Origin of the sequence: Paraglaciecola sp. L3A3 (assembly GCF_009796765.1) — a bacterium.
Lineage (GTDB): Bacteria > Pseudomonadota > Gammaproteobacteria > Enterobacterales > Alteromonadaceae > Paraglaciecola.
Genome location: NZ_CP047023.1, coordinates 5,160,945 through 5,183,429 on the forward strand (window position 1 = coordinate 5,160,945; position 22,485 = coordinate 5,183,429).

23 protein-coding genes are annotated in these 22,485 nt (G+C 38.5%); 8 read left to right on the forward strand and 15 right to left on the reverse strand.

The genetic code is table 11. The features are described from left to right. The first annotated feature begins 212 nt into the window (after window positions 1–212). The 3 genes from GQR87_RS21530 to GQR87_RS21540 all read left to right on the forward strand — a co-directional run bounded on the left by GQR87_RS21530 (window position 213) and on the right by GQR87_RS21540 (window position 1,779). Window positions 213–416: a DUF3565 domain-containing protein gene (locus GQR87_RS21530; protein ID WP_158972724.1), complete on the forward strand. Its 204-nt coding sequence runs from the start codon at window positions 213–215 to the stop codon at window positions 414–416. 77 nt (window positions 417–493) lie between these two features. Continuing rightward, window positions 494–1,549 (forward strand): hydrolase, encoded by a 1,056-nt coding sequence (locus GQR87_RS21535; protein ID WP_158972725.1) that lies wholly within the window; start codon window positions 494–496, stop codon window positions 1,547–1,549. Then, a complete protein-coding gene (locus tag GQR87_RS21540; protein WP_158972726.1) occupies window positions 1,546–1,779 on the forward strand; it encodes a YheU family protein in 234 nt (77 codons plus the stop codon). Before GQR87_RS21535 ends, GQR87_RS21540 begins: the two co-directional genes overlap by 4 nt. Here GQR87_RS21540 and GQR87_RS21545 read toward each other — a convergent pair. The 3 genes from GQR87_RS21545 to nudE are packed head-to-tail and all read right to left on the reverse strand — an operon-like array spanning window position 1,776 to window position 3,760. Continuing rightward, window positions 1,776–2,363 carry a YceI family protein gene (locus GQR87_RS21545; RefSeq protein WP_233267357.1) on the reverse strand — a complete coding sequence of 196 codons (588 nt, stop codon included), beginning with the start codon at window positions 2,361–2,363 and terminating at the stop codon, window positions 1,776–1,778. The two genes, GQR87_RS21540 and GQR87_RS21545, sit on opposite strands and share 4 nt — an antisense overlap. 1 nt (window position 2,364) lies before the next feature. Continuing rightward, complete coding sequence (gene cysQ / locus GQR87_RS21550) at window positions 2,365–3,198, reverse strand: 3'(2'),5'-bisphosphate nucleotidase CysQ (RefSeq protein ID WP_158972727.1); 834 nt, start codon at window positions 3,196–3,198, stop codon at window positions 2,365–2,367. Then, on the reverse strand, window positions 3,188–3,760 hold the full coding sequence (gene nudE, locus GQR87_RS21555) for an ADP compounds hydrolase NudE (RefSeq protein WP_158972728.1): 573 nt from the start codon (window positions 3,758–3,760) through the stop codon (window positions 3,188–3,190). The genes cysQ and nudE overlap by 11 nt, the downstream gene beginning before the upstream one ends. 169 nt (window positions 3,761–3,929) lie before the next feature. On the opposite strand from nudE, the gene yrfG reads away from it, so the two are divergent. After that, window positions 3,930–4,613: a GMP/IMP nucleotidase gene (gene yrfG / locus GQR87_RS21560; RefSeq protein WP_158972729.1), complete on the forward strand. Its 684-nt coding sequence runs from the start codon at window positions 3,930–3,932 to the stop codon at window positions 4,611–4,613. 19 nt (window positions 4,614–4,632) lie between these two features. Here yrfG and GQR87_RS21565 read toward each other — a convergent pair whose 3' ends face one another. From GQR87_RS21565 to gspC, 12 genes are read right to left on the reverse strand one after another with little or no spacing between them, the layout of a single operon-like run. After that, window positions 4,633–5,382 carry a type II secretion system protein N gene (locus GQR87_RS21565; RefSeq protein ID WP_158972730.1) on the reverse strand — a complete coding sequence of 250 codons (750 nt, stop codon included), beginning with the start codon at window positions 5,380–5,382 and terminating at the stop codon, window positions 4,633–4,635. Continuing rightward, window positions 5,379–5,858 (reverse strand): type II secretion system protein GspM, encoded by a 480-nt coding sequence (gene gspM / locus GQR87_RS21570; RefSeq protein ID WP_158972731.1) that lies wholly within the window; start codon window positions 5,856–5,858, stop codon window positions 5,379–5,381. Before gspM ends, GQR87_RS21565 begins: the two co-directional genes overlap by 4 nt. A 1-nt stretch (window position 5,859) precedes the next feature. After that, window positions 5,860–7,065 carry a type II secretion system protein GspL gene (gspL, locus tag GQR87_RS21575; RefSeq protein WP_158972732.1) on the reverse strand — a complete coding sequence of 402 codons (1,206 nt, stop codon included), beginning with the start codon at window positions 7,063–7,065 and terminating at the stop codon, window positions 5,860–5,862. 49 nt (window positions 7,066–7,114) lie between these two features. Continuing rightward, window positions 7,115–8,155, reverse strand: a complete 1,041-nt coding sequence (gspK, locus tag GQR87_RS21580) for a type II secretion system minor pseudopilin GspK (RefSeq protein WP_158972733.1) — start codon at window positions 8,153–8,155, stop codon at window positions 7,115–7,117. Beyond that, window positions 8,152–8,781, reverse strand: a complete 630-nt coding sequence (gspJ, locus tag GQR87_RS21585; RefSeq protein WP_158972734.1) for a type II secretion system minor pseudopilin GspJ — start codon at window positions 8,779–8,781, stop codon at window positions 8,152–8,154. Before gspJ ends, gspK begins: the two co-directional genes overlap by 4 nt. Window positions 8,782–8,783: 2 nt before the next feature. Then, window positions 8,784–9,182: a type II secretion system minor pseudopilin GspI gene (gene gspI / locus GQR87_RS21590; RefSeq protein WP_158972735.1), complete on the reverse strand. Its 399-nt coding sequence runs from the start codon at window positions 9,180–9,182 to the stop codon at window positions 8,784–8,786. Then, window positions 9,172–9,798, reverse strand: coding sequence for a type II secretion system minor pseudopilin GspH (gene gspH / locus GQR87_RS21595; RefSeq protein WP_255456456.1), 627 nt, complete (start codon window positions 9,796–9,798; stop codon window positions 9,172–9,174). Before gspH ends, gspI begins: the two co-directional genes overlap by 11 nt. Window positions 9,799–9,819: 21 nt before the next feature. Continuing rightward, a complete protein-coding gene (gspG, locus tag GQR87_RS21600) occupies window positions 9,820–10,275 on the reverse strand; it encodes a type II secretion system major pseudopilin GspG (protein ID WP_199271657.1) in 456 nt (151 codons plus the stop codon). Then, a complete protein-coding gene (gene gspF / locus GQR87_RS21605; RefSeq protein WP_158972736.1) occupies window positions 10,275–11,495 on the reverse strand; it encodes a type II secretion system inner membrane protein GspF in 1,221 nt (406 codons plus the stop codon). Before gspF ends, gspG begins: the two co-directional genes overlap by 1 nt. Continuing rightward, entirely contained in the window at window positions 11,495–13,057 is a 1,563-nt protein-coding gene (gspE, locus tag GQR87_RS21610) for a type II secretion system ATPase GspE (RefSeq protein WP_158972737.1), read from the reverse strand. The genes gspF and gspE overlap by 1 nt, the downstream gene beginning before the upstream one ends. Window positions 13,058–13,060: 3 nt before the next feature. Then, window positions 13,061–15,124, reverse strand: a complete 2,064-nt coding sequence (gene gspD, locus GQR87_RS21615; RefSeq protein WP_158972738.1) for a type II secretion system secretin GspD — start codon at window positions 15,122–15,124, stop codon at window positions 13,061–13,063. A 2-nt stretch (window positions 15,125–15,126) separates the two neighbouring features. Then, the gene (gene gspC, locus GQR87_RS21620) at window positions 15,127–16,059 is read right to left on the reverse strand and encodes a type II secretion system protein GspC (protein WP_158972739.1); all 933 of its coding nucleotides are present in this window, start codon (window positions 16,057–16,059) and stop codon (window positions 15,127–15,129) included. 131 nt (window positions 16,060–16,190) lie between these two features. Between gspC and hslR the strand changes: the two genes are divergently transcribed. From hslR to GQR87_RS21640, 4 genes are all read left to right on the forward strand, one after another. Continuing rightward, window positions 16,191–16,589 carry a ribosome-associated heat shock protein Hsp15 gene (gene hslR / locus GQR87_RS21625; protein ID WP_158972740.1) on the forward strand — a complete coding sequence of 133 codons (399 nt, stop codon included), beginning with the start codon at window positions 16,191–16,193 and terminating at the stop codon, window positions 16,587–16,589. A 17-nt stretch (window positions 16,590–16,606) separates the two neighbouring features. Next, a complete protein-coding gene (hslO, locus tag GQR87_RS21630) occupies window positions 16,607–17,497 on the forward strand; it encodes an Hsp33 family molecular chaperone HslO (protein WP_158972741.1) in 891 nt (296 codons plus the stop codon). A gap of 451 nt (window positions 17,498–17,948) precedes the next feature. Continuing rightward, entirely contained in the window at window positions 17,949–18,878 is a 930-nt protein-coding gene (locus GQR87_RS21635; RefSeq protein ID WP_158972742.1) for a diguanylate cyclase, read from the forward strand. 75 nt (window positions 18,879–18,953) lie between these two features. Continuing rightward, on the forward strand, window positions 18,954–22,469 hold the full coding sequence (locus tag GQR87_RS21640; protein ID WP_158972743.1) for an ATP-binding protein: 3,516 nt from the start codon (window positions 18,954–18,956) through the stop codon (window positions 22,467–22,469). Window positions 22,470–22,485 lie beyond the last annotated feature (16 nt).

A 22,485-nucleotide genomic window follows, 5' to 3' on the forward strand; every position in this document is an offset into this window, starting at 1 on the left:
TTTTTATAGAAATTTTGTCTATAATTCAGATTCTTACCAAAATTAACTCGGTTAATTTAACGTTAATACTTACTCGGTGACGAAATTTTTGTGTATAGCAAGGCGGTTTTTCGTACGTAATAGCGGGCTATTGCTAGAAAATCCAACGCAGCTAGGCTGCAAAAAGAGCGTTATCGAGTAGCTCAGCTTATCCAGCAATTTAGGTTGAAAACATGCTCAATGCAATTGTGGGTTATCACAAGGACGAATTAGACGACTGGGTGGCTGAGTTGGTTTGTGGTCATAATCAACATGTCAGGCATAATCCGCCTTGGACGAGTCGCCCCTGGGTTATCAGTGCACAAGGGCGAGAATCTATGTTAGGTCATAAACTTTACTGTAAGAAGTGTGAAACGGGTGAGCCCAAAGACTGGTGAGTTTGCGGTTTGTCTATTCATAAAATTGTCAATTTACTGTAATATACCTGAACGTATTCATTGCCGTTATCCTTTCAATGCAGTCTGAAAAACAAGCCCTTCAAAATGTACGTTATGGTGAAATTGTAACAAGCAAATTTGTACCACCTTGGTGGGCAAAAAACAGACATGTACAAACTATTTTCCCCCGCTTTTTGCAAAAACGCGCCAGCCTTAATTACCGCAAAGAAAAACTCACATTACCCGATGGTGATTTTGTTAATTTGGTCTGGGCTGGGGATGTACAAAAATCATTGGGGTTAATTGCTTTGTTTCATGGTTTGGAAGGTTCGATTCGATCACATTACACCAATGATATGGCGGCTAACTTAGTTAGTCAGGGCTATGCCGTTGTTTTGATGCATTTTAGAGGCTGTGGCGGAGAGATGAACCTTAGACCAAGGGCTTATCATTCAGGAGAAACCGAAGATGCGTGGTTTTTTCTTAATTGGTTAGAACAAAAATTTCCAGAAACCCGAAAAGCGGCCATGGGCTTTTCTCTTGGCGCTAACATGTTACTTAAATTATTAAGTGAGCAACCTAAACAAAAGATACTAAAAGCGGCCATGGCGATTTCAGTACCATTCAATTTAGACTTATGTTCCGACAGTATCAATCAAGGTTTTTCACGCTTATACCAAGCTTATTTATTGAAAAGTATGATTAACAACCTGCTGATGAAAATGCGAAAAATTGATTACAAAAACCTACTTAAAGTGTCACCGGAACAGATTAAACAGTTTAAAAGTTTCCGCGAATTTGACCAAAACGTCACGGCTCCGTTACACGGTTTTTTAGGGGCAAAAGACTATTATCAACAATCTAGCTCGATAAATTTTTTAGCTCACATAGCCACCCCGACTTTAATTTTGCACGCTCTAGATGACCCTTTTATGCACGAATCTATTCTGCCTAATAAACAGGACATATCTGCTAATGTTGGTTTAGAGGTGAGCGAAAGAGGTGGTCATGTGGGTTTTTTACAAGGCTCTCCTTGGCGTCCCAAAATATGGATGCACCAAAGAACTAATGACTTTATGACTCCATTCTTTCAGCTAAAGACAAATTATAGTAAAGCGGATACAGCAATATGATTATTCCCATTAACGAATTAGAGCAAAGCACCCTGCTAAATCTTGTAGAAGGTTTTGTATTACGAGAAGGAACTGAATACGGTGAATTTGACTGTTCGTTAGAGGATAAAGTCAAACAAGTGGTACAGCAGTTGAAAAACGGTGAAGTTCTGTTGGTATATTCAGAACTTCACGAGTCAGTCAATATTGTGCCTAAAGAGCAATTTAATCCTACAGAAAACGAATATTAATCTGCGTTTAATAATAAATTAAACGACACAGGTACTGTTAAGCCAATACTGGGTAAGCCAGCTAGTTTTTGTAAGGTTTCTACCCCTTGCTGTAAACCTACTTTTGTTGCAGAAATTAATACAGGTTGAATGCTGGTCGCCACATAACTGTTGTTATTCGTTCTGCTAACTTGAATATGTAAAATAAGTGGGGTTGATGTCTGCATTAGACTCAGATCAGCGGCAACTTCTACTTGTATTGATTGTCCAGCTTTTAGTTGCATTACTTCTTGAGGTAACTGGGCGGTTAAATTCGCAGCGGGAAAAGTCCCTACTTTAAATAAATCATCACGCATACGGCTATTACGAATATCTATGCCCGTTTCTACCGACGCTAAATCAATAGCTAGGGCAAATTTACCGCTATCACTAAGCTTACCTGATACCTTTTTAAAATGGTGTATCTCAGCTATATGCTGCTTTTTGGTAGAAATAAAATGCACACTGGATTGTTCATTTTGTACTGACCAATCAGCCATACTTGAAGTCGAGATTAAAGATGTGGTTAGGGCGGCTACATATAACCAAGGAGACATTTTTTTCATGTTAACTATTTCCTGTGCGATATTTGACAATTGAGGTCCAGTCTACGTGTTGGTCACCCATTACAATAAAATCGGGGTTAGTTAATTCTTCGCGCTTATTGTAACTTAATGGTGAAAAGTCATGGGCCAATATAGAACCTCCTGCTTCGGTGACAATACATTGGCTGGCGCCAGTATCCCATTCTCCTGTGACACCAAAACGTAAAAACACATCTGCTTTACCTTCGGCAATAAAACAGGCTTTAAGTGAGCAACTGCCCAGAGGCACAGATTGGTAGGTTCTTTCTGCACTCATACAATTCATTACTTTTTCTCGGGCTTGCCTACGACTAATGGCAATCATGATTACGTCTTTTTCAGCGTCATCAAATGCTCTAACATTGATTTGTTTACTCTCAGCAGGACTCTCTTTAAATGCGCCATAGTCTTTCTGCGCATAGTAGAGAGTGTCGCCTGCCGGCCAATAAATAATGCCCAACACAGGGACATTATTTTCAATTAATGCAATGTTGACAGCAAAATCGCCACTGCGAGCAATAAACTCTTGGGTGCCATCGATTGGATCTAATAACCAGTAACGTTGCCAATGTTTACGTTCAGATAAAGGACCTGATTCGGTTTCTTCTGACATAATTGGGATATGCGGAGTCTCTTTTAATAAGATATCCATGATGATTTCATTAGCTTTATAGTCTGCTGTAGTAACAGGCGAATCATCATCTTTTTGGTAACTGGTAAAATCACCGCTATTATAAATATCTAATACAACCTTACCTGCTTTAATGGCAGCTCGTTTGGCTATTTCAAGTAATGCTTGTAAATCTTCAGTTGGCATTTTTGCCCCTTTTCCACTTTTCGGCTAAGAGTAATGCGGCGATACATCTGGCTTCGTTAAAGTCTTCCCTAGCTAATAACTCATCTAAATTATCCATTGACCAGCGGATCACCTCTAATGGTTCTGGCTCATCCCCAGGCAATACTTCTGGGTAAAGATTTTCAGCGATAAATACCGCCATGGGTGAATTAAAAAAAGCAGGAGCCATACTCATCTTGTGTAACGGGTGCAATGTTGTTGCGCCATAACCCACTTCTTCTTTTAACTCTCGATTTGCTGCTATTTCAGCTGACTCTCCTGGGTCAATTAAACCTTTAGGGAAGCCAATTTCATAAGTGTGGGTACCAGCAGAATATTCTCTAATCAGTAAAAACTCATGCTCGTTAATAAAAGGCACAATCATAACAGCCCCTCTGCCACTGCCGACCATACGTTCGAATACTCTTTGTTCTCCATTAGAGAACTCTAAGTCTAATTGTTCAATTTTAAATAAACCGCTTTTTGCCACAATGCTACGTTTATGTATTTGAGGCAGCGTTTTATTTTTGTTTCTATTGCTCATTTGTAATTCACGTTACTATAAGGTCTGGCTTGGTTATTTACTATTGTCAGACAAAAATTAGACTCAAGCTGGGAATGATATTGAAAAATAAATATGTCTCAGCAGCCAACAATAAATTGCTTTAAAATCAATGTATTTAAATATACCTGTTAAATAGAGGACACGCCACTTGTCAAAGCTTTCTTGGAATAAAATAGATACAGTTTTATTAGATATGGACGGTACTTTATTAGATCTACATTTTGATAATCACTTTTGGTTGCAACATGTACCTATAAAATTAGCACAACAAAAAAACATTTCTGTTGCAGCGGCCAAAGATCATATGCTCAAAGAATACGAAAAAGTGATGGGGACTATAGATTGGTATTGTTTGGATTTTTGGGCAGACAAACTCAAGATGGATATTATGCAAGCGAAAAGAGAGGTGGAACATTTAATTAGCATGCGTGAAGATACTTTGCCTTTTTTAGACGCATTAAGAGAGTCTGGACGTGAAGTGATTTTAGTGACCAATGCGCATCCTGACAGTTTGTCTTTAAAAGTGGAGCATACTCAGTTAGACCAACATATAGATTTGCTGATTTCTACCCATGAATTTGGGGTGACCAAAGAATCTCAATTGTTGTGGCAAAAATTACAACAAAAAGTAGGGTTTAATTCAGCCCACACACTATTTGTGGATGACAGTTTAGGTATTTTAAAAGCGGCTGAAGATTATGGCATAAAACATTTGTTGGCTGTGAGTAATCCTGATAGCAAACAGCCAAGCAGGGAAATTAACGATTTCCCATCGATTCAAGATTATCGGTATTTAATTGACGATATTCTGGCCCAGCCATTTCAGGCGTGAGCTATAATGTATTACCCAATTAAAATTTAATTGGGTAATACCCGTCTTTACCCGGTTGTCCAAAAAACGCAGCTCCTTGGTGTACTTCTTTAGGTAAATCGGCACTCGGTTTAAAGCGGCCATCTACTTTGTATTTCATATCTGCAGCTATATTAACTTGTGCATTTAAACCAAAACTATTGGGTTCTTTCACATTCAATAATACTTGCTGGTTTTCACATCCTAAAGTAGCGTTAAAGTTACCTAAATCTATGGTTTTACCTACTCCTGCAACTTTGGCATTTAACCACTGACCTTTACCGGTAAGCGCCTGACAACCTGTTTGAAAATCATAATCTAAGGTATCTAACTCAACTTTAAATCGCCCTTCAGCCATCAAAGGAATGGGTAAAGGCAGCGACATCATGACCAAGTCTGCTGGCACATAAGTTTGCAATGTATCAGCCTGTATATGATTACCCGAAAATTGAATTTGACCGCTAATGGCAATCTGTTCAGGTTGGCGAACACTGCCAGCTTTGACCTCTAGATTTATATCCTTGATTAACAAAGACATAAAAGACAGGGACCACTCGACATCTTCCACAGGAAAACCCAGGTAACTAATGCGCTGAGCTTTACCATTCCATATTGTACCTGATACACCACTTACCTGTACCTCAGGAGGAAGCTGAAGTTTAGGTAATACCTGTACTGCTGGAAGTTTTACGACTAAAAAAACAAAATATATAACGAGGCAAGCTGCGCCCCATTTTAAAGTGGACTTCATGACTTTCCTAATTTTAGGCGACGGATCTTAACTAGACCAGGCGCGTCTGCTTCGGCGACGTCAATATCCAAAATATTGATCCCGAGTTTTTCTAATGATTGTAACCAGCTAAGCACATCGTTAAAAGGGGCTTGGTCAACCCATACTTGTAACTCATCACCCTGAGGCTGCATGCGGGATATTTGAATTTTCATTCTACTGGCTGCTTGATTGACAGCTTGGGGTAATGAACCAGAAAACTGGCTCGATGTGCCTGCGGAGTTCCGCAATTGAATGGCTCTCGCGCTATTCTTTTTTACCCAAGCTAAGAGTGATTGCTGGCTTGTAAGGTTGTTTTTACCTCTTTCGATAGAGGTATTTAATGGAGACCAAACTAACCAATAAAAAAGTGCAATAATTAACAACACAGCTGAAACAGAAACGAGTAAGCGTTCTCGTGCGTTTAATTGTTTATATAGGGTTTTTAACTTGTCCATATTAACTCCTAATCGACAAAGTGCCGATTACTTGATTATCTTTTTGGTTAATAGAACCTTGCTCTACAACAAAGCCTTGAGCTTCGGCTTGGCGTTTGAACTTGTCTAAGGATTCAAAATTATTAGCGACTGCTTGTAAGCGTAATTCTGCCCGTTTACTGTCAAAGCGCATGGTTTGTGGTTTCACGTTTGAAGCCGCAAAAGCAGGACGTAACTCACTGAGCATAACCAAAATAGAACTACCGCCACCACCTTGTTCTAAAGCTTTCATTTTCTGTTGCATGGTGGTTTTTAGATTTCGATAAGCACCAGCATTAGGAAATGCACGTTTATATTCGCTGTCTATTTGTGTTTTTAAGCTAGCAACCTGGCTTTCAATTTTGTTTAACTCAAGAGTTTTATCAATCAAACTGGTGAAAAGAGCGATGACGGCTAACGCTGCGGCTAAACGCCATTTTTTCCAATTGCCATTGCTTTGGTTTTTAACTTTGAACTCACCCTGTAACAAGTTAAATTGCGAATGACTGGCGCCTTCTGCTAATACTTTCATGGGCATTTCAAGAGGAGCGCTGATATTGGTTATGTTTTCAAATTCAGTTAAATCTAAGCCTGAGTAATTTTTAATATTCAGTGTTTCGGCTGATTTTTTTGCCAGTTGACGGGCTTGGTGTTGAATCGCTTGAGTAAGCCACTCTGCTTCACCTTGTAAGCCAGACCAGCTATCTTGGCGCACTAATAATTGTTCACCTAATTCTAGTATACTCCAAGCTTCTTGATCATAAGGTAAAGCCAGAACATCAGGTAACATTTGATGGCAAGCTAGGCCGGCTCCATTAATGATATCAAGCCAAGTTTTAAGCTTTTCTTTGTTAACGATAGCCACAGCTTGTTGCAGGCCCACTTTGGGACCTAAGGCAAAAAATTGTTGTGAGATATCACCACTGATTTCTTCTTCCAACATAAATGGAATCGCAGCAATGGCTTTACGCCCAGCTTTAGCCGGCAAACTCACCCATTTAAGTAATATGTCGCTGGTGGGCACTAAGGTGGATATAGGCCGACCGCCTGCTCTGTCACTTAAGGTGTCTAAATGACTAGCATCTGGCAGCTCGCCCGAGGCGATAATTTCGTCTTGTTGGCTAGACCATACAATCCAATGAATGGCGTCATTTGGATTGGCCCCCAAGCGCACTACTAACTGTTCCATAACGTTTATTTGCCCTGCAATTGGTTGTGGGTTAATAAGTAAAACTTCATTAGAAGCCGCTAAATTCTCGTCTAATTACTTTGACATTCTTGCCACTATCAATCTCAAATACAGTCTGCATAGCAAAGGTGGCATTATTAAATTTAGCCTTAGTATGCAGAATAAAATGGGATGTGGTTACATCAAACCAAGCCTTTTGTTCATCAGTTAATGTTAAGGCTTTAATTTCTGTGGTATTTAAAAAATCAGCTACTTTTTCAAATCCATCCTTACCTTTGCTGGAAATAACTGACTGGGCCTGGTCTAAGCTTAAACCTGTCATAGCGGCGATTATACTAGCATTTTCTTCAGAAACGGTATTTACATTGATTTTAAATAATGGATTATTGGGTATAACACAGACTAGATCTAATAATTTGTCTAACCACTTTACCTCAATACCATTCACTAAGCGTATTTCTGATTTGTGCACCATAAAATTATTCGCAGCCATATACGGAAACTGGCGACTTTCATATTCATTGTCTTCGGCGCCTAATGCTCTTGCTTGGCTATCTTTGTCTAACCAGTCGGCTAAGGAGTCTTTCAGTATTTCAATGTTATAACTGGGGATATCAGCATCGATTATGGTCAAAAGATTCTCAAATGCAGCTATACGCTGAGTTAACTCATCCTTAACGACTACTCCACTTGGTGAAGCGGGCGCTGGACTTGCTGGTGGTGTTGGGGAGCCAGTACTCTTAGTGGTGACCCCTCCTAACGCATTAAGATTAAAACATGATTGTAAATCAATCAGTTGTGCTTGAATTCCTCCCCCTTCTATAGGAAAGGTAAACTCTTGATTCCAAGGTTGTTCTGAATGGATGACATCGCTATTCGTTTTATATAATTCCAGCAGAGACTTTTGCGCAAACTGTTCTGCGCCCATGGCATACCAATAAGCTTGATTGTTTTCTTTTATGTTAGATGCCCGTTTTATTTGTAATTGTAAGCGAGTGCCCATTTCGGTCGCGAGCACACTAACAATGGCAACTATTAAGAGTACTATGATCAGCGCAACACCTGTTTGCTTTTTTTGCGGTCGGTTCATGAACCTGCGGCCAATAAAAAGTCCCGATGAATCTCGCCAAAGGTTTTGCTAACGATTATGATTGATATTGCTATGGGTAAGGTTTCGGCTGAATATTCTTCTTGCCAAAGGTTGGCTTCATCGACATTTTTACTGTCGGTTAAATAGCTGATTTGAAAGTCTTCAATATCTGACAATAACACTTTTACTTTAGGTTCATAGCCAATGACATTATCTACATAATTACCATAAACTCTTTGTAATTGATTATCTTGCATACGATAACCCACTGCCTGTAATGTACTACGAGGTAATATTAGTTGCGGGTTATGCCAACCACCACGAACAAAACCAATACCATCTGCGTCGCTGTCGAATACACCTTCTCCGCCAATCAATACTGTTTTAGCTAATTCACCATCTATCCGAGTGCTGCGAGGCATAGCTTGCATTATGTCTCGTTCGATAGTTAGCATGCTGCGTTGCAATATTTCTAACTGTTCAAATCTTTGGCTAGATAGTTTGTCACTTTCAATCACCGAGGTAATTACGCCGGCACTGGCTAATCCAATTAGGGTGAAAATTGACATAGCCACTAGAATTTCTAATAGTGTAAAGCCGCGAGAAGTACGAATTGAGTTTTTCATCTTTAAGTACGCTTTGTTATAAAAGCGGTAATTGATGTGACGGCATTTTCAAATTTTTTGTCTGTGGCTACAGAGACTTCAACTTTCACCATGTCTTTGTCACTGGTTTTTTCGACTTTTTGTTGCCAGTACCAAGTGTTGCCTGCCATTTCTTCATCACCAGATTTATTATTTTCAACTGGCCATGTTGATGAAATATGTAAGTGGGTTAAACGATTATTGGCGACCCAAGTGGCAAAGGTTATTTGTTCTATTTGCCCGACGCTACTTAAGTGATCGCCTGAGGCCTTTACTATTGCCGAAGCTGTTAATGCAAAAATAGCCAAAGCAACCATTACCTCAATTAAGGTTAGGCCAAATTGTTTTTTGATTGCTTGACGTGAATTAAGTTTATGGCGCATCTAATGGGCCTTCTCTTTGTAGCGGTATGCTGTCTTGGCCATTTAGCCGAAAATATACAGGCAATTCGTTACTAAATTCAGGTTCAAAAGCTAGAGACAGAGAAAACGGAGTAATTTCGCCGCTAGAAAAGATAAATATTTGCGGTGGCAAAAGCGGTTTTTCTTCCTCTTCACCAATTTGCACTATGTCTTGATCAAAAGAGGATTCTTCATCAAACACTTCAGTACTAAACAAATTTTGCTCGGTTTCCCAAGGTAAATCGGTGAGAGTAAGTTCAAGATTAAATAGTTCTGGTAATTCATGTTCTTCAAAGGTTGGATCGCCAGCAAATTTGGTCCATTTTTGATTTTCATCTAACAACATAAAATAATAGCTGTTAGTTTTTTGTTCTACTCGTAAACCTAATTGTCTTTGATTTAATACGGCATAGTCAGATGCCATATTAAAGATCACTTCTAACCTTTGTACTTGTTGTTTTAATAGCTCGTCATTACTCTGGCCATTAAAATTAAACACAACTGCACTGGCTGCTAATCCCATGATTACCAGCACTAACATTACCTCAATAAGGGTAAAACCCTTCTGTACAGCTGTATTGGTACGAAAGTGAGACACAATAACTCAATATATTAATGGTTAATTTAAGTATTCGTTTAGGTTCCAATTACCAATGTCATCTTCTGTACCAGGTTCTAAATCTGGGCCATTAGAGAAGATATCAATTACCCCTAATTCGCCTGGATTTAATAATTGGTAGTCATTGCCCCAAGGATCTTGAGGTAAACGTTTGATAAAACCGCCATCTGGAAAGTTACGTGGTACAGGATCTATGGTAGGTGCATTGACTAAGGCATCTAATGTTTGTTCAGTTGTTGGGAAAACATTGTTTCTTAACTTGTACATTTCTAAGGCACTTTCTAGCTGCTGAATATCTACCGCAGCTTTTTTCAGTTGTGCACCTTCTTGGCTACCTAAAATTTGCGGCGCAATAATACCCGCCATTATGCCTATGATAAGTAATACCACCATTACTTCGATTAGGGTAAAACCCTTAAGATTGGCGCGATTTGATTTGATAAATTGTAGTTTCATTAGAGGTTCACCATAGAGTTTAAAGCCATAATTGGTTGTAAAATAGCCAGTACAATAAATAATACGACTGTAGCCATAGTTACGATTAAGATAGGTTCGAATATTTTTAGGGATACACCCACTAAAGATTCAAACTGTCTGTCTTGATTGTCTGCTGCCCTGCCGAGCATTTGTTGTAATTCGCCGCTGCGTTCGCCTGAGGCAATCATATGCATCATCATAGGTGGGAACATTTTGGTTTGTTCTAGAGATGCCCGTAAACTAGAGCCTTCTTTAACAAAAACTGCAGCGTCTTTGATGGCAGCTTTAATATGCAAGTTTTCTAGGACATTGCCGGCAATGTTCATGCTTTCTAACAAGGGCACGGCACTTGAGGTCAAAATACTCAAAGTACGAGCAAAACGAGCGGTATTTAAGCCTTTAGATACCTTGCCAATAAGTGGCAGGGTCAATATGAATTTGTGATAACGTTTTTTCATTACCGGTTGTTTTAACACTCTGGCAATAACGACCAAAACCAGCACGATGAAAGCGCCTAAAAACAAACCGTAATTACGTAAAAATTCACTTACATCAATTAATATTTGGGTGATAGTGGGTAAGTCTTGGCCCATATGTTCAAACTGGCCAACAATTTTAGGCACCACAACTGTTAATAATAAGATGACAATAGCGCAGGCAAAAAACATCATAATCATTGGATAAACCAAGGCTTGAGTAATTTGGCTACGAGTTTTTTGGCGGTTTTCAGTGTAGTCAGCTAAACGATTTAATACTGTATCTAAATGCCCCGATTTTTCACCTGCCGCTACCATTGCACAAAATAAGTTATCAAACACATGAGGGAATTCGCCCAAGGCATCGGCTAATGTATGACCTTCTACCACTTTACTACGCACCGCCATCATCATATTTTTCTGACGAGGTTTTTCACACTGTTCCGCTACCGCCAGTAATGCTTCTTCAATAGGTAGCGATGATTCAACTAAGGTAGCCAACTGCCGAGTTAACAAAGACAGATCGGAAGCAGAAATAGTGGCTTTAAATAAGGTGAAACTTTGTTGTGACTTGCGTTCTTTGTCGGCCACTTGATCCACTTGCATGGGGATCAAACCTAATTCACGAAGTTGCTGGCGTATTTGTCTAGGATTATCGCCTTCTAATACGCCATTTTTAGTCTTGCCATTTTTCTCCATGGCTTGGTATGCATAAGCAGCCATTAGTCTTCCCTAGTAACACGCAACACTTCTTCAAGTGAGGTATAACCTAACAAAACTTTGCTGCAGCCATCGTCACGAATGCTAGGTGTTGTTTGACGAATATGTCTTTCAATTGCTTGTTCGCCATGACCATTGTGGATCAATTCACGTATGCCTTCATCTACCACTAATAATTCATGAATACCGGTTCTGCCTCGGTAACCTGTTTGATTACATGCCGCACAACCTTTAGGTGAACAAATTAGATTATTTGCCGCATCACTAGGATTAATCGCTAAAACCTTGCATTCTTGTTCGGTCGGTTGATGTGAGGTTTTACAATCAGGGCATAAGGTTCTGACTAAGCGTTGCGATAAAACAGCCAATAAACTTGAAGATAATAAGAAGGGTTCGATGCCCATGTCTTCTAATCGGGTAATGGCGCCTGCCGCGGTATTAGTATGCAAGGTCGACATCACCAAGTGACCGGTCAAACTAGCTTGTACACTAATTTGTGCCGTTTCTAGATCTCGAATTTCACCTACCATCACCACATCAGGATCTTGACGCAAAATGGCCCGTAAACCACGGGCAAAAGTCATATCAACTTTAGCATTAACTTGAGTTTGGCCAATACCTTGTAAATCAAATTCAATAGGATCTTCTACTGTTAGAATGTTTCTGTCTTTTGAATTGATTTCACTTAAACCAGCGTACAAGGTGGTTGATTTACCAGACCCCGTAGGACCTGTTACCAAAATGATACCGTGTGGTTTGCGTACCAAACTTGAGAAATAACCTCTGTTCGTTTGGGTCATGCCTAAATCTTCTAGATTAAGACGCACGTTATTTTTATCTAATAAACGTAACACTACCCGTTCACCATGACTTGAAGGCATAGTTGAGACCCGCACATCCACTGCACGCCCTGCAATACGTAAAGTGATACGACCGTCTTGCGGTACACGTTTTTCAGCTATGTCCATTTTAGACATAACCTTAATACGGGAAACCAACATTGAAGCCATTTTTCTATTCGGTTTGAGAATTTCTCGCAATACGCCATCGACTCGAAAGCGTACCAAAAGTTGGGTCTCGAAGGTTTCAATATGAATGTCTGAAGCGCCTTCTTTAATGGCCTCACCTAACATGGCGTTGATGAGTTTGATGATAGGCGCATCATCTTCACTTTCTAATAAGTCTTCGGTATCAGGTAAATCTTCGGCCAAACTAAATAGGTCACTTTCGTTACCTATGTCTTCCATTAATTGTTTGGCTGCTGATGAGTCACGTTGGAAAGCATTGGTTAATAGTGATTCAAATTTTTCTAATTCGATTTCACGTAAACGAAATTCCGCACCTAAGAAACGTCTGACTTCGGCAAAAATTTGAAATTCAGTATCTTGTGTGTGATACAAAATTGCAGGAGATTCGCCCGTGTCTAATAAAACCTGATGACGTTTGGCAAAACTAAAAGCTAATTGTTTATGTTCTGCTTCATCAATAGGTGTATCTAAGTCTGCACCAGACTCTACTAGAGCCTGTTCTTCTGCATCAGCTATATTAATCTGCGCGGCAGACATAACTTAGTCCTCGGCCTTATCTTTGTTTTCTAAATATTCATTAAATGACGGCGGTAAACTAAGTTGTTCATCCCACTCCGGTAACGCTGGACCTTCGGTTAATGGCATTAACGGAATACCTTGAGATTGACGTTTTAGTTGTTCACCACGAATATATTGATATTTACGTTGACTAATTTTATTCATCGTCACCCCATCACGTATAATTGTGGGGCGAATAAATACCATTAAGTTACGTTTACGTTTACTAGTAGTGGTGGATTTGAACAAGTTGCCAATAAAGGGAATATCACCTAGTAATGGCACTTTAGATACACTCTCTTGTACATCTTCGTCAATTAATCCGCCCAGCACTATAGTGCCACCATCATCAACAATCACTGAGGTTTTAATTTCACGTTTACTGATAGCTATATCAACCGAGGTAGCGCCGTTCACACTGGATACTTCTTGTTCGATTGATAATTGAATGGCATCACCTTCGTTAATTTGTGGGGTGACTTTAAGTTTAATCCCGACTTCTTTACGCTCTACTTGCTGGAAAGGATTAGAGTTAGTTGAACTCGCGGTAGAGCCAGTAATAATCGGCACTTCTTGACCCACAATAAAATAGGCTTCTTCGTTATCCATGGTGGTTAAATGAGGTGTGGCCAAAATGTTTGAGTTAGTATCTGTACTCACAGCCTGTACTACGGCTCCCCAGCCATTTTTCACAAAGCCAGCTATCATACCGTTGACGCCACCTAATACTGATGCCAAAGTAGCAAAATCACCTTCTACAGTAGAGTCATATGAGTAAGGATTTCCATCGTCGTCAAATCCTGTGGTAGTGGTAGTTTTGTCTCGCGCTTGCTCGGCGGCTACAGCTAATGAACCTATGCCGGTTACCCCATTAGTAAATTGAGTACCACCACCTTCTTCGCTGCCTAGTTGTACCCCTAAGGTCACACCGTCACCTTCAAATACTTCCACAATAATGGCTTCTACTTGTACTTGGGCGCGGCGGATGTCTAATTGTCTGATCACTTCTTCTAAAGAACGCATCATATCGGGCTCGGCAGTGATCACTAATGCGTTAGAGTCTTCGTGAGAATCGATACTGACTGAGCGGTTATTGCTGCTTGCAGCACGAGAGTTAGTTTTAGAGCTACCATTACCACTTGTTTCAGCTTGAATACTGGCACTGACGCCTTGTAATACTTTTACTAATTCATCGGCTTTCGCGTAATTTAGGAAGATAACACGGGTATTGCCGTTGGTTTCTAATTCTTGATCCATACGTTCAATTAGATTAACTAAACGCTGGCGTGCTTTTATGTCACCACTAACAATAATGCTGTTAGTTCTATCATCGGCCACTACTCTCGGCTCTGACTTACTATTGGCCGTAGGGGCTTTGCCTTGAGATTTATTAATACTGTCTATAATACGCACCATTTCTGAGGCCGAAGCATATTTTAGTTTGACTATTTCAACTTCTTCGTCCCCGGCTTGGTCTACACGCTCAATAATTTCAACTAAGCGATTCACTACAGCAGCACGACCTGTCAGCATCATTACATTGGAAGCATCATGACTGACAACGTTGCCACCGCCAGTCGTGTCATTCAATTGACGTAGTAATGGAGCTAATTCACGAACTGGTACGTTATACACAGGCATAACGCGGGTAATCATTTCGTCACCATCAAATGGACTGCCTTCCACTACGGGTAAATTAGAAGATTTCGCATCTTTAGAACGAATGACTTTAATCACACCGCTAGACATTTCTACAACCGAATAACCATAGACTTGTAAAACGTTAAGGAAAAACTGGTAATACTGTTCTTCGCTTAATAAATCATAACTACGAACAGTGATTTTCCCCCTTACATTGGGATCAACTATTATGGTTCTTTTTAAGTTTTTACCCACAATATTAATGAATTCACTGATTTCAGTATTTTTGAAATTAGGCGAATAATCAGCTGCAGCAACTAAACTAGAAACCGCAAAAAAGGCACTTCCTAAGGCGATGATTAATCCTTTAAAAATATTTCGGCGTTTGCCGCTACAACACGTCATGCTTAAAATTCCTCTTCCCCTTCGGGTAGATCAAGATAAATGGTAATAAGTTCTTCTTCACGTAATACTGTCATTTGCAAAGACTGTAATTCTTTTAACATATTCATAGCTTCTAAAGATTGCTGTATATCAGTCAAATCTAAGCCGTTTAATTCTGTAATGATATCGCCGCCAACCAGCCCCGCAGCTTTAAATAATGATGGTTTTTTGCCAGGCATAACACGATAGCCTACAAGCTCTCCGTCAATACGATGGGGTGAAACAGCAATATAGTCGGTAAAATTGGCAGGTTGTTGTTGTAACTGTCGAGTGGCTTCGATGGCCTCATCAGATAGAGTGCGTCTGCGGTCAACATTTTGAGGGCCGCTAATAGTAATAGGCTGAGGCTTTGAGTTTATCTCATTTTGTTCATTGGCTTTGGTGTAATCAACCCCATCTAACATTAAAGTTTCGTGTTGTGGGCCATTTTTAATGATCACTCGGTCTGCATAGACTTCTTTTAATGATGCATTGGTGCCGTCAATTTTATCACCTATACCATAGGTTTGTTGCTGGCCTCGATTTTCTATTATCGCTGCGCCATCATCTTCAACTGAGCTTGCGACAACACCTGTTAGGGTTAAATTTAAACGAGTAACGGGGGCATCGGTTACCACTTGTTGCGTTACAGGTTTGGCCGCTAGGTCACCAAAAAGGTTGAGTTTTTTTATATCAGCTAAATTTGTTGAATTATTACGAGTAACATTAGATGTTTGTTGCTTGCCAGTTTGAGTTTGACCGCTGATCGTAGGTTGAGGTAAAAGTCGCCATGTGAGCTCCGCTGCGTAAGCTAGCAAAAAAATCACCAATAGAGCGACCACCAAAGCATTCAGTTTTTGTTGGTTCTTAACTAGTTGGAGCCATAATTGATTAGCGTTATAATTTGCGAAAGTCATTGTTTCTCGGTGGGATAATAAAAAAGCGTAACATGCTAATGATAGCGAGTCGTAAGTATACCTACAACTCTAATCGTTTAAGGTTACAAAATAATAACAAAATCCTAAAAATATGAAAGGTTATTCAGATCATGCGCAAAAACTTAATCCCAGAAGTTAAAGTCCGGCTAGACAAGTGGTTATGGGCTGCACGATTTTTCAAAACTCGTTCATTAGCCAGGGATGCAATACAGTCTGGCAAAGTCCATTACAATGGCCAACGTAGTAAACCCGGTAAAATAGTAGAGTTAGGAGCTGCCATTAAAGTTCCCCAAGGGTTTGATATAAAGGATATTATAGTTTTACAGGTAAAGGAACAAAGACAAGGAGCCCCCTTAGCCCAATTGATGTATCAAGAAACTGAATCTAGTGAAAAGCTGCGTGCAAGTAATGCAGAAGCGCGTAAACTTAGCATTTTTCATAGTCCTAAACCCGAACACAGGCCAGACAAAAAGCAACGTCGGCAAATAATTCAATTCAAACAACAGTAATTCCCAAGGTAATCAATATGGCATTTGACCAGCTTCATCGCTTTTTATTTAACAAAGGTAACGTCAGGGGCGAGTTAGTTCGCTTAGAATCTAGTTATCAACAAATTTTAAATTCTTATAAGTATCCACCTATTATTCAAAAAATATTGGGTGAATTAATGGCCGCCACGAGTTTATTAACCGCCACGTTAAAATTTGAAGGTGATATTGCAATTCAATTGCAAAGTGAAGGCGCTTTGAATTATGCGGTGATTAATGGGACCCATAAACAAGAGTTACGTGGTGTAGCCAGATGGGACGAAGAATTAACTGAATTACCTGATACTTTTCAGCAATTAATTCAAAAGGGGGTGTTAGTGATTACTATTACACCCAAAGATGGTGAACGTTATCAAGGCATGGTGGCATTAGACAAACCAACCTTAGCAGAATGTATTGAAAGTTATTTTTTGCAATCAGAGCAACTAGCCACTAAAGTCATTTTGCGTACTCAGTTGAATCCAAATGATGAAAAAGTGTGTGGTCTATTTTTACAAATCATGCCCACTAGTAGCCAAACCACAGAAAAACACGAGACTGATTTCGATCATCTAAGTCAGTTGACAGATACCATCAAAAACCAAGAGTTATTTGAACTACCTGCTGAAGAAATTTTATATCGTCTATATCACCAAGAAGAAGTGGAACTATACCCAGCCAATGATGTGGTATTTAAATGTAGTTGCAGCAAAGAGCGCAGTGCAGGGGCTCTCGCCAGTGTATCTAAAGAAGAGTTGTTAGAAATAGTTGAGCAAGAAGGTGATATTAAAATGAATTGCCAATACTGCCATACTGAATATACTTTTGATGCTATAGATGTAGAAAGTATCCATGCTGGCACGTATGGTCTATCGAGCGGTACAAGTTAGTGTTGATATAGTTCACTATATCGTTATAAATATCAATTTTGGGGCTAAAATCAAGCCCTTTTTGCCATTTACATTACATATTCATCAGCAACACTGAAAAGTAAATTGCAGTGTTTTTCTTCATTATTATCTCCTAAATATAATCGAAAGCTTAGTTGTTTTTTGTTTTAACAAACGACCAGATAGAGAGCTATGATAATGGGTTTAAACAAGGTGTTTTAGCAATGCATAAGTAAATAACCTGAAGGCCTATTGGTATAAATTCATTTAAGGTTGTTTTTGAGATGAAATTTTCCCAATTGTAGGGGATATTTTTTTAGAATTATCTTTTTGCCGCTATTAAATACGTGTATTCTAACTATAAGAAATGTGTGAAAATATGACTTACTTTATTGGAGCTCCATTATTTCTCTTTCTCATTTAGTGCAACTTTTGTTTAAGACAGATTAACTTGAATCAGTTTTTGTCTATATCACCAGAATCATTAGCCTCTTCGGTTATTTTAATTGTTGATGATGATCCAATTAATTCTATGGTGGTCGATAATATTTTATCTGACCAATACCAGACACACATCACACATTCTGGAGAAGAAGCGTTAGAGTTTTGTAATAAAACGCCGCCGGATTTAATTTTACTCGACGTAGTCATGGATGGTATTTCAGGATTAGAAACTTGCCGGCAATTAAAAGCCAATGCAGGTACCCAGCACATTCCAGTTGTCTTTATCACCTCTATTTTAGACATAGAAGGAGAAATCAGCTGTTGGAATGCTGGTTGTGTGGATTTTGTCTCCAAGCCAGTTAATGGTGTCACCTTATTAAATCGAGTAAAAGCTCATTTAACAAGCAAACTACAAGCCGATTTATTGCGCAATATGTCGTACATCGATGGATTAACAGGTCTAAATAATCGAAATATATTAGATGATGTCATGGAAAAAGGCATCTTATACTCTAATCGAACAGGTAACCCTTTGAGTGTATTAATGATCGATGTTGATTGGTTCAAGCGGTTTAATGATACTTATGGGCACTTGCAAGGCGACGATTGTTTAAAATTAGTGGCAAAAACAATTAAGCAGATAGTGAAACGCCCAACAGATATCGCTATAAGATTCGGCGGAGAAGAGTTTTTGTGCTTCTTACCTGAAACCGATCTAACTGGCGCAAAATATCTGGCCAAAGTTTTGTTAGAATCCATAGCCAAGTTAGGGATTCCCCATCAAGAATCTTCGTTTAATAAAGTCACAATTAGTGTAGGAATATATACATTACTGCCTAACTCAAATTTGACTCAAAGAGATATTTTAGATTATGCCGATCAAGCTTTATACAAAGCTAAACAATTTGGTAGAAATCGATATTATTATGAATCTTAGGATATACAAATAACATAAGAAGCATTTTAATAGTTTGTTTTAGTTCTTTTACTAAACTTATGCTTGGGTAGGTTAATGTTTACAACGTTATTAAATTCATCCTTTTCAACATCAAAGTTAAAGCGGTATATGCTTGCGTATGCGGTTATACCGATAATAATTGTAGTTTTACTAATTATAATAATTTTTGAAGCAAACCTAAATATATCTATCAGAGAACAAGTTAAAAAACAGTTAAGTGATCAAGCTGAACAAATTAATGCTCAAATGCAAGAGCGTTTAACTGAATACCGTCAGGATATTCATTTTTTACATTCAACCCCCCCTGTCTCAGGTTTAGTGCGTGCAGCGCAGAATAATGGACTTGATGCAAAAGATAGTACAACTTATCAACAATGGGCCCATCGCTTAGAAACCATTTTTATTGCTTTTATTAAGAATAATCAAGAATATGATCAAGCTCGAATAATTAGCGCGGGTAATCAAGGTGATGAGCTGATTAGAGTGGACCGTATTAGTGGACAAATTAGTGCAGTTGACTTAGTAAACTTACAAAGTAAAAAAGATAGAGATTACTTTACTCAAAGTACCAAACTTGCTGATGGAGAGCTGTATATGTCGCAGTTTTCCCTGAATCGAGAATTTGGCAAAATTCAGTTTCCTTATCGCCCGACTTTGCGTATTTCACTACCCGTTTTTTCAGAAACAGCCGAACGTTTTGGTTTTTTAATATTAAATATTAATGCTCAGCTAGTTCTACAATCTTTGACCACAATGATAGATAAACAATTCCAATTAGTACTGACTGATAACCAAGGATACTATTTGGTGACTCCCAATGAAAAAGAGAAATTTAGCCGAGATCTTGCTCCAGAATTAAAATGGCAAACCACATACCAGACTAAAGAAATTATCAGTGAAGATTTTACAAAAATGGTTAGGAGTGACAATCAAAATATATCGTTTTATGCCTATCAAAAAACAGTCAGAGTGGCTGGAAATACTGAAGAAGGATTTGTTCGTATTCGAATCCTAGCTCCTAGCCAAGTGATATCCGATTTGGCAATGGAACGCCGAAAAATTGTTTATGCATTCTTACTAGCGATCACTATTATTTTGCTAGTTGTACTGGTTATCTTGTCTCGTAGTATGCGTCGTAATAATCAATTAGCTGAAGCTAGAGCATTGTCAGCCGCCATTATTCAGGGCTCAAAAAATGCTATTATTAGTGTCACTTCCGATTGCATCATTACCAGTTGGAATAAAGGTGCAGAGGCTATTTTCAAATATCAAGAGCATTATGCCTTAGATAAATCACTTATGACCCTATCCTTATTTGAAGACATTAATATTCAAGAATATATACAAAATTTGTCGGAAAATAATACTCGTCAGGAAGTCAGTTCGGTAAAGTTTGATGGGAATAAGCACAACACATATTTAAGTTTATCATTATCGGCAATTGTAGGAGATAACCAAGGTTTTACTGGTGTGGCTATTATCGTCAGAGATCAAACTATTGAACGCCAAGCAGAAGAGAAAGTTAAACTCGCGAACTCTGAATTAGAGAAAAAAGTAGCTCAGCGCACGGCAGAATTACAAAAAGCAAGTACAGTAAAAAATGCTTTCATTTCAAATATCAGTCATGAAATGCGAACCCCACTAAATGGTATTATGGGGACGCTTAGTTTGATTCAAAAAGATCCTCTGACTGAAGATCAAAAGCGTTATTTAGAAATGACAGGAGTAAGTGTTAACTCATTAGCCGTGTTAATTAACGATATACTGGATTTATCTAAAATTGAAGCTGGTAAATTAGATTTAGATTTTAAGGCCTTCAACCCAATTAAGTTAATTGAAAGCTTAAGCTGTAGCTTAGCGGTCAAGGCTCAAGAAAAAGGTCTGGAATTTATTGTAGATATCACAGATCTTCGCTGTCATTCTATAGTTAGTGATCCCCATAGGTTTTCACAAGTTTTAACTAACCTTATCAATAATGCAATTAAGTTTACTGATACGGGCTATATTAAAGTTAAAGCTTACAGCGAATTAACGGATGATAATAATCTGCGTTTATGTTGTTCTGTGTGTGATACAGGTGTTGGTATTGCTGAATCGAATAAGAACAAACTTTTTCAAGCATTCTCCCAAGAAGATACTGAAGTGGCCGCAAAATATGGGGGCACAGGTTTAGGCTTATCAATTTGTCGGCAGTTAACCAATTTATTAAATGGTGATATTACTTTTGATTCAATAAAAGATCAGGGCAGTAGCTTTAATTTTTATATAGAAATTCCAAGTATTGATAGTAAATTATCGTCACCAGAAAAATTACTCGAGGATAAATTTTGCGAAGTAATAACACCTTCTACAGAGTTGAGTCCTTGTCTTTATAGAATGCTCGAAAGTTTTGCCGCTAACTGTATAAAAACTAGAGGGATTGAAGCTTGGCTTTTAGATAAAAAAAGTACGCCAAGTGAGCAAATAGATTTACTGCTAATTGATTTACACTCTCCTTACTTGACTATTTTGGACACTAACTGGCATAAGATGGTTGAGGTTAATAAAAAAGCACCTTTAGTTGCTGTTTTACTCAATAGTGGCGAACCTATTCCCTTGATGCAACATTTCAAAGTAGTCCCTTTAAATAAACCAATTTTAGTCTCTGAATTTGTTAAAAAATGTGTAGTCCACAAAGAGCAAACGAGTGCCACTCTTCCCTTAGTAAATAGCAAAGTAGAATCTGCGCTTATTTACACTGCTGGCGACAAAAATAAAATTACAGGTGCCAACATATTAATAGTCGACGACAACGAAATTAATATAGAAGTAGCAAGTGGTATATTATCAGAGTTACCTGTCAATATATTTAGGGCAAGAAATGGTAAACAAGCTTTAGAAGTTTTGTTTAATAAAAGCAATGAGGGGATAGAATTTCATTGTATTTTGATGGACTGCCAAATGCCAATTTTAGATGGTTATCAAACTAGCGAAAAAATTAGGGCTGGTTTGGCAGGAACGAGATATAAAAAGATACCCATAATTGCGATGACGGCAAACGCTATGTTAGGTGAAAGAAAAAAATGTATGAATGCAGGTATGAGCGATTATATAACTAAACCTATTCATATGGAGACATTAATTACCATAGTTATTAAATGGACCTTATCCATTTATCAAGCAGCTGCTGTCTCCCAAAACAGCGAAGACAAGATTGTGGAAGTTGAGCAAATAAACAAAGATAGTGCGTATGATCCTAAGGTATGGGACATAAAAAGCGCATTAGTTCGTCTAATGAATAATGTAGATTTATTTAAACAAATTTGTCTTATATTTCATGAGAAATCTTCAGCTCAAATGGAATCACTTAGTAAGTATGTTACAAATATGGATTTCGATAAAATAGGCAAAAAAAGCCATGCATTGAAGGGCTCTGCTGGAGATATTGGCGCTACAGAGTTACATAAACTTCTGACTGAAGTAGAAAAACAGGCTAAACAAGAAAACGCAGTGGAAATCAGCTCATTGATGGAAAAAACCCAAAAGAGTTATGAAAATTTTATTGCCAAAGTTGATGAATACTTAAGATAGTAGAATTAGCTGGGAA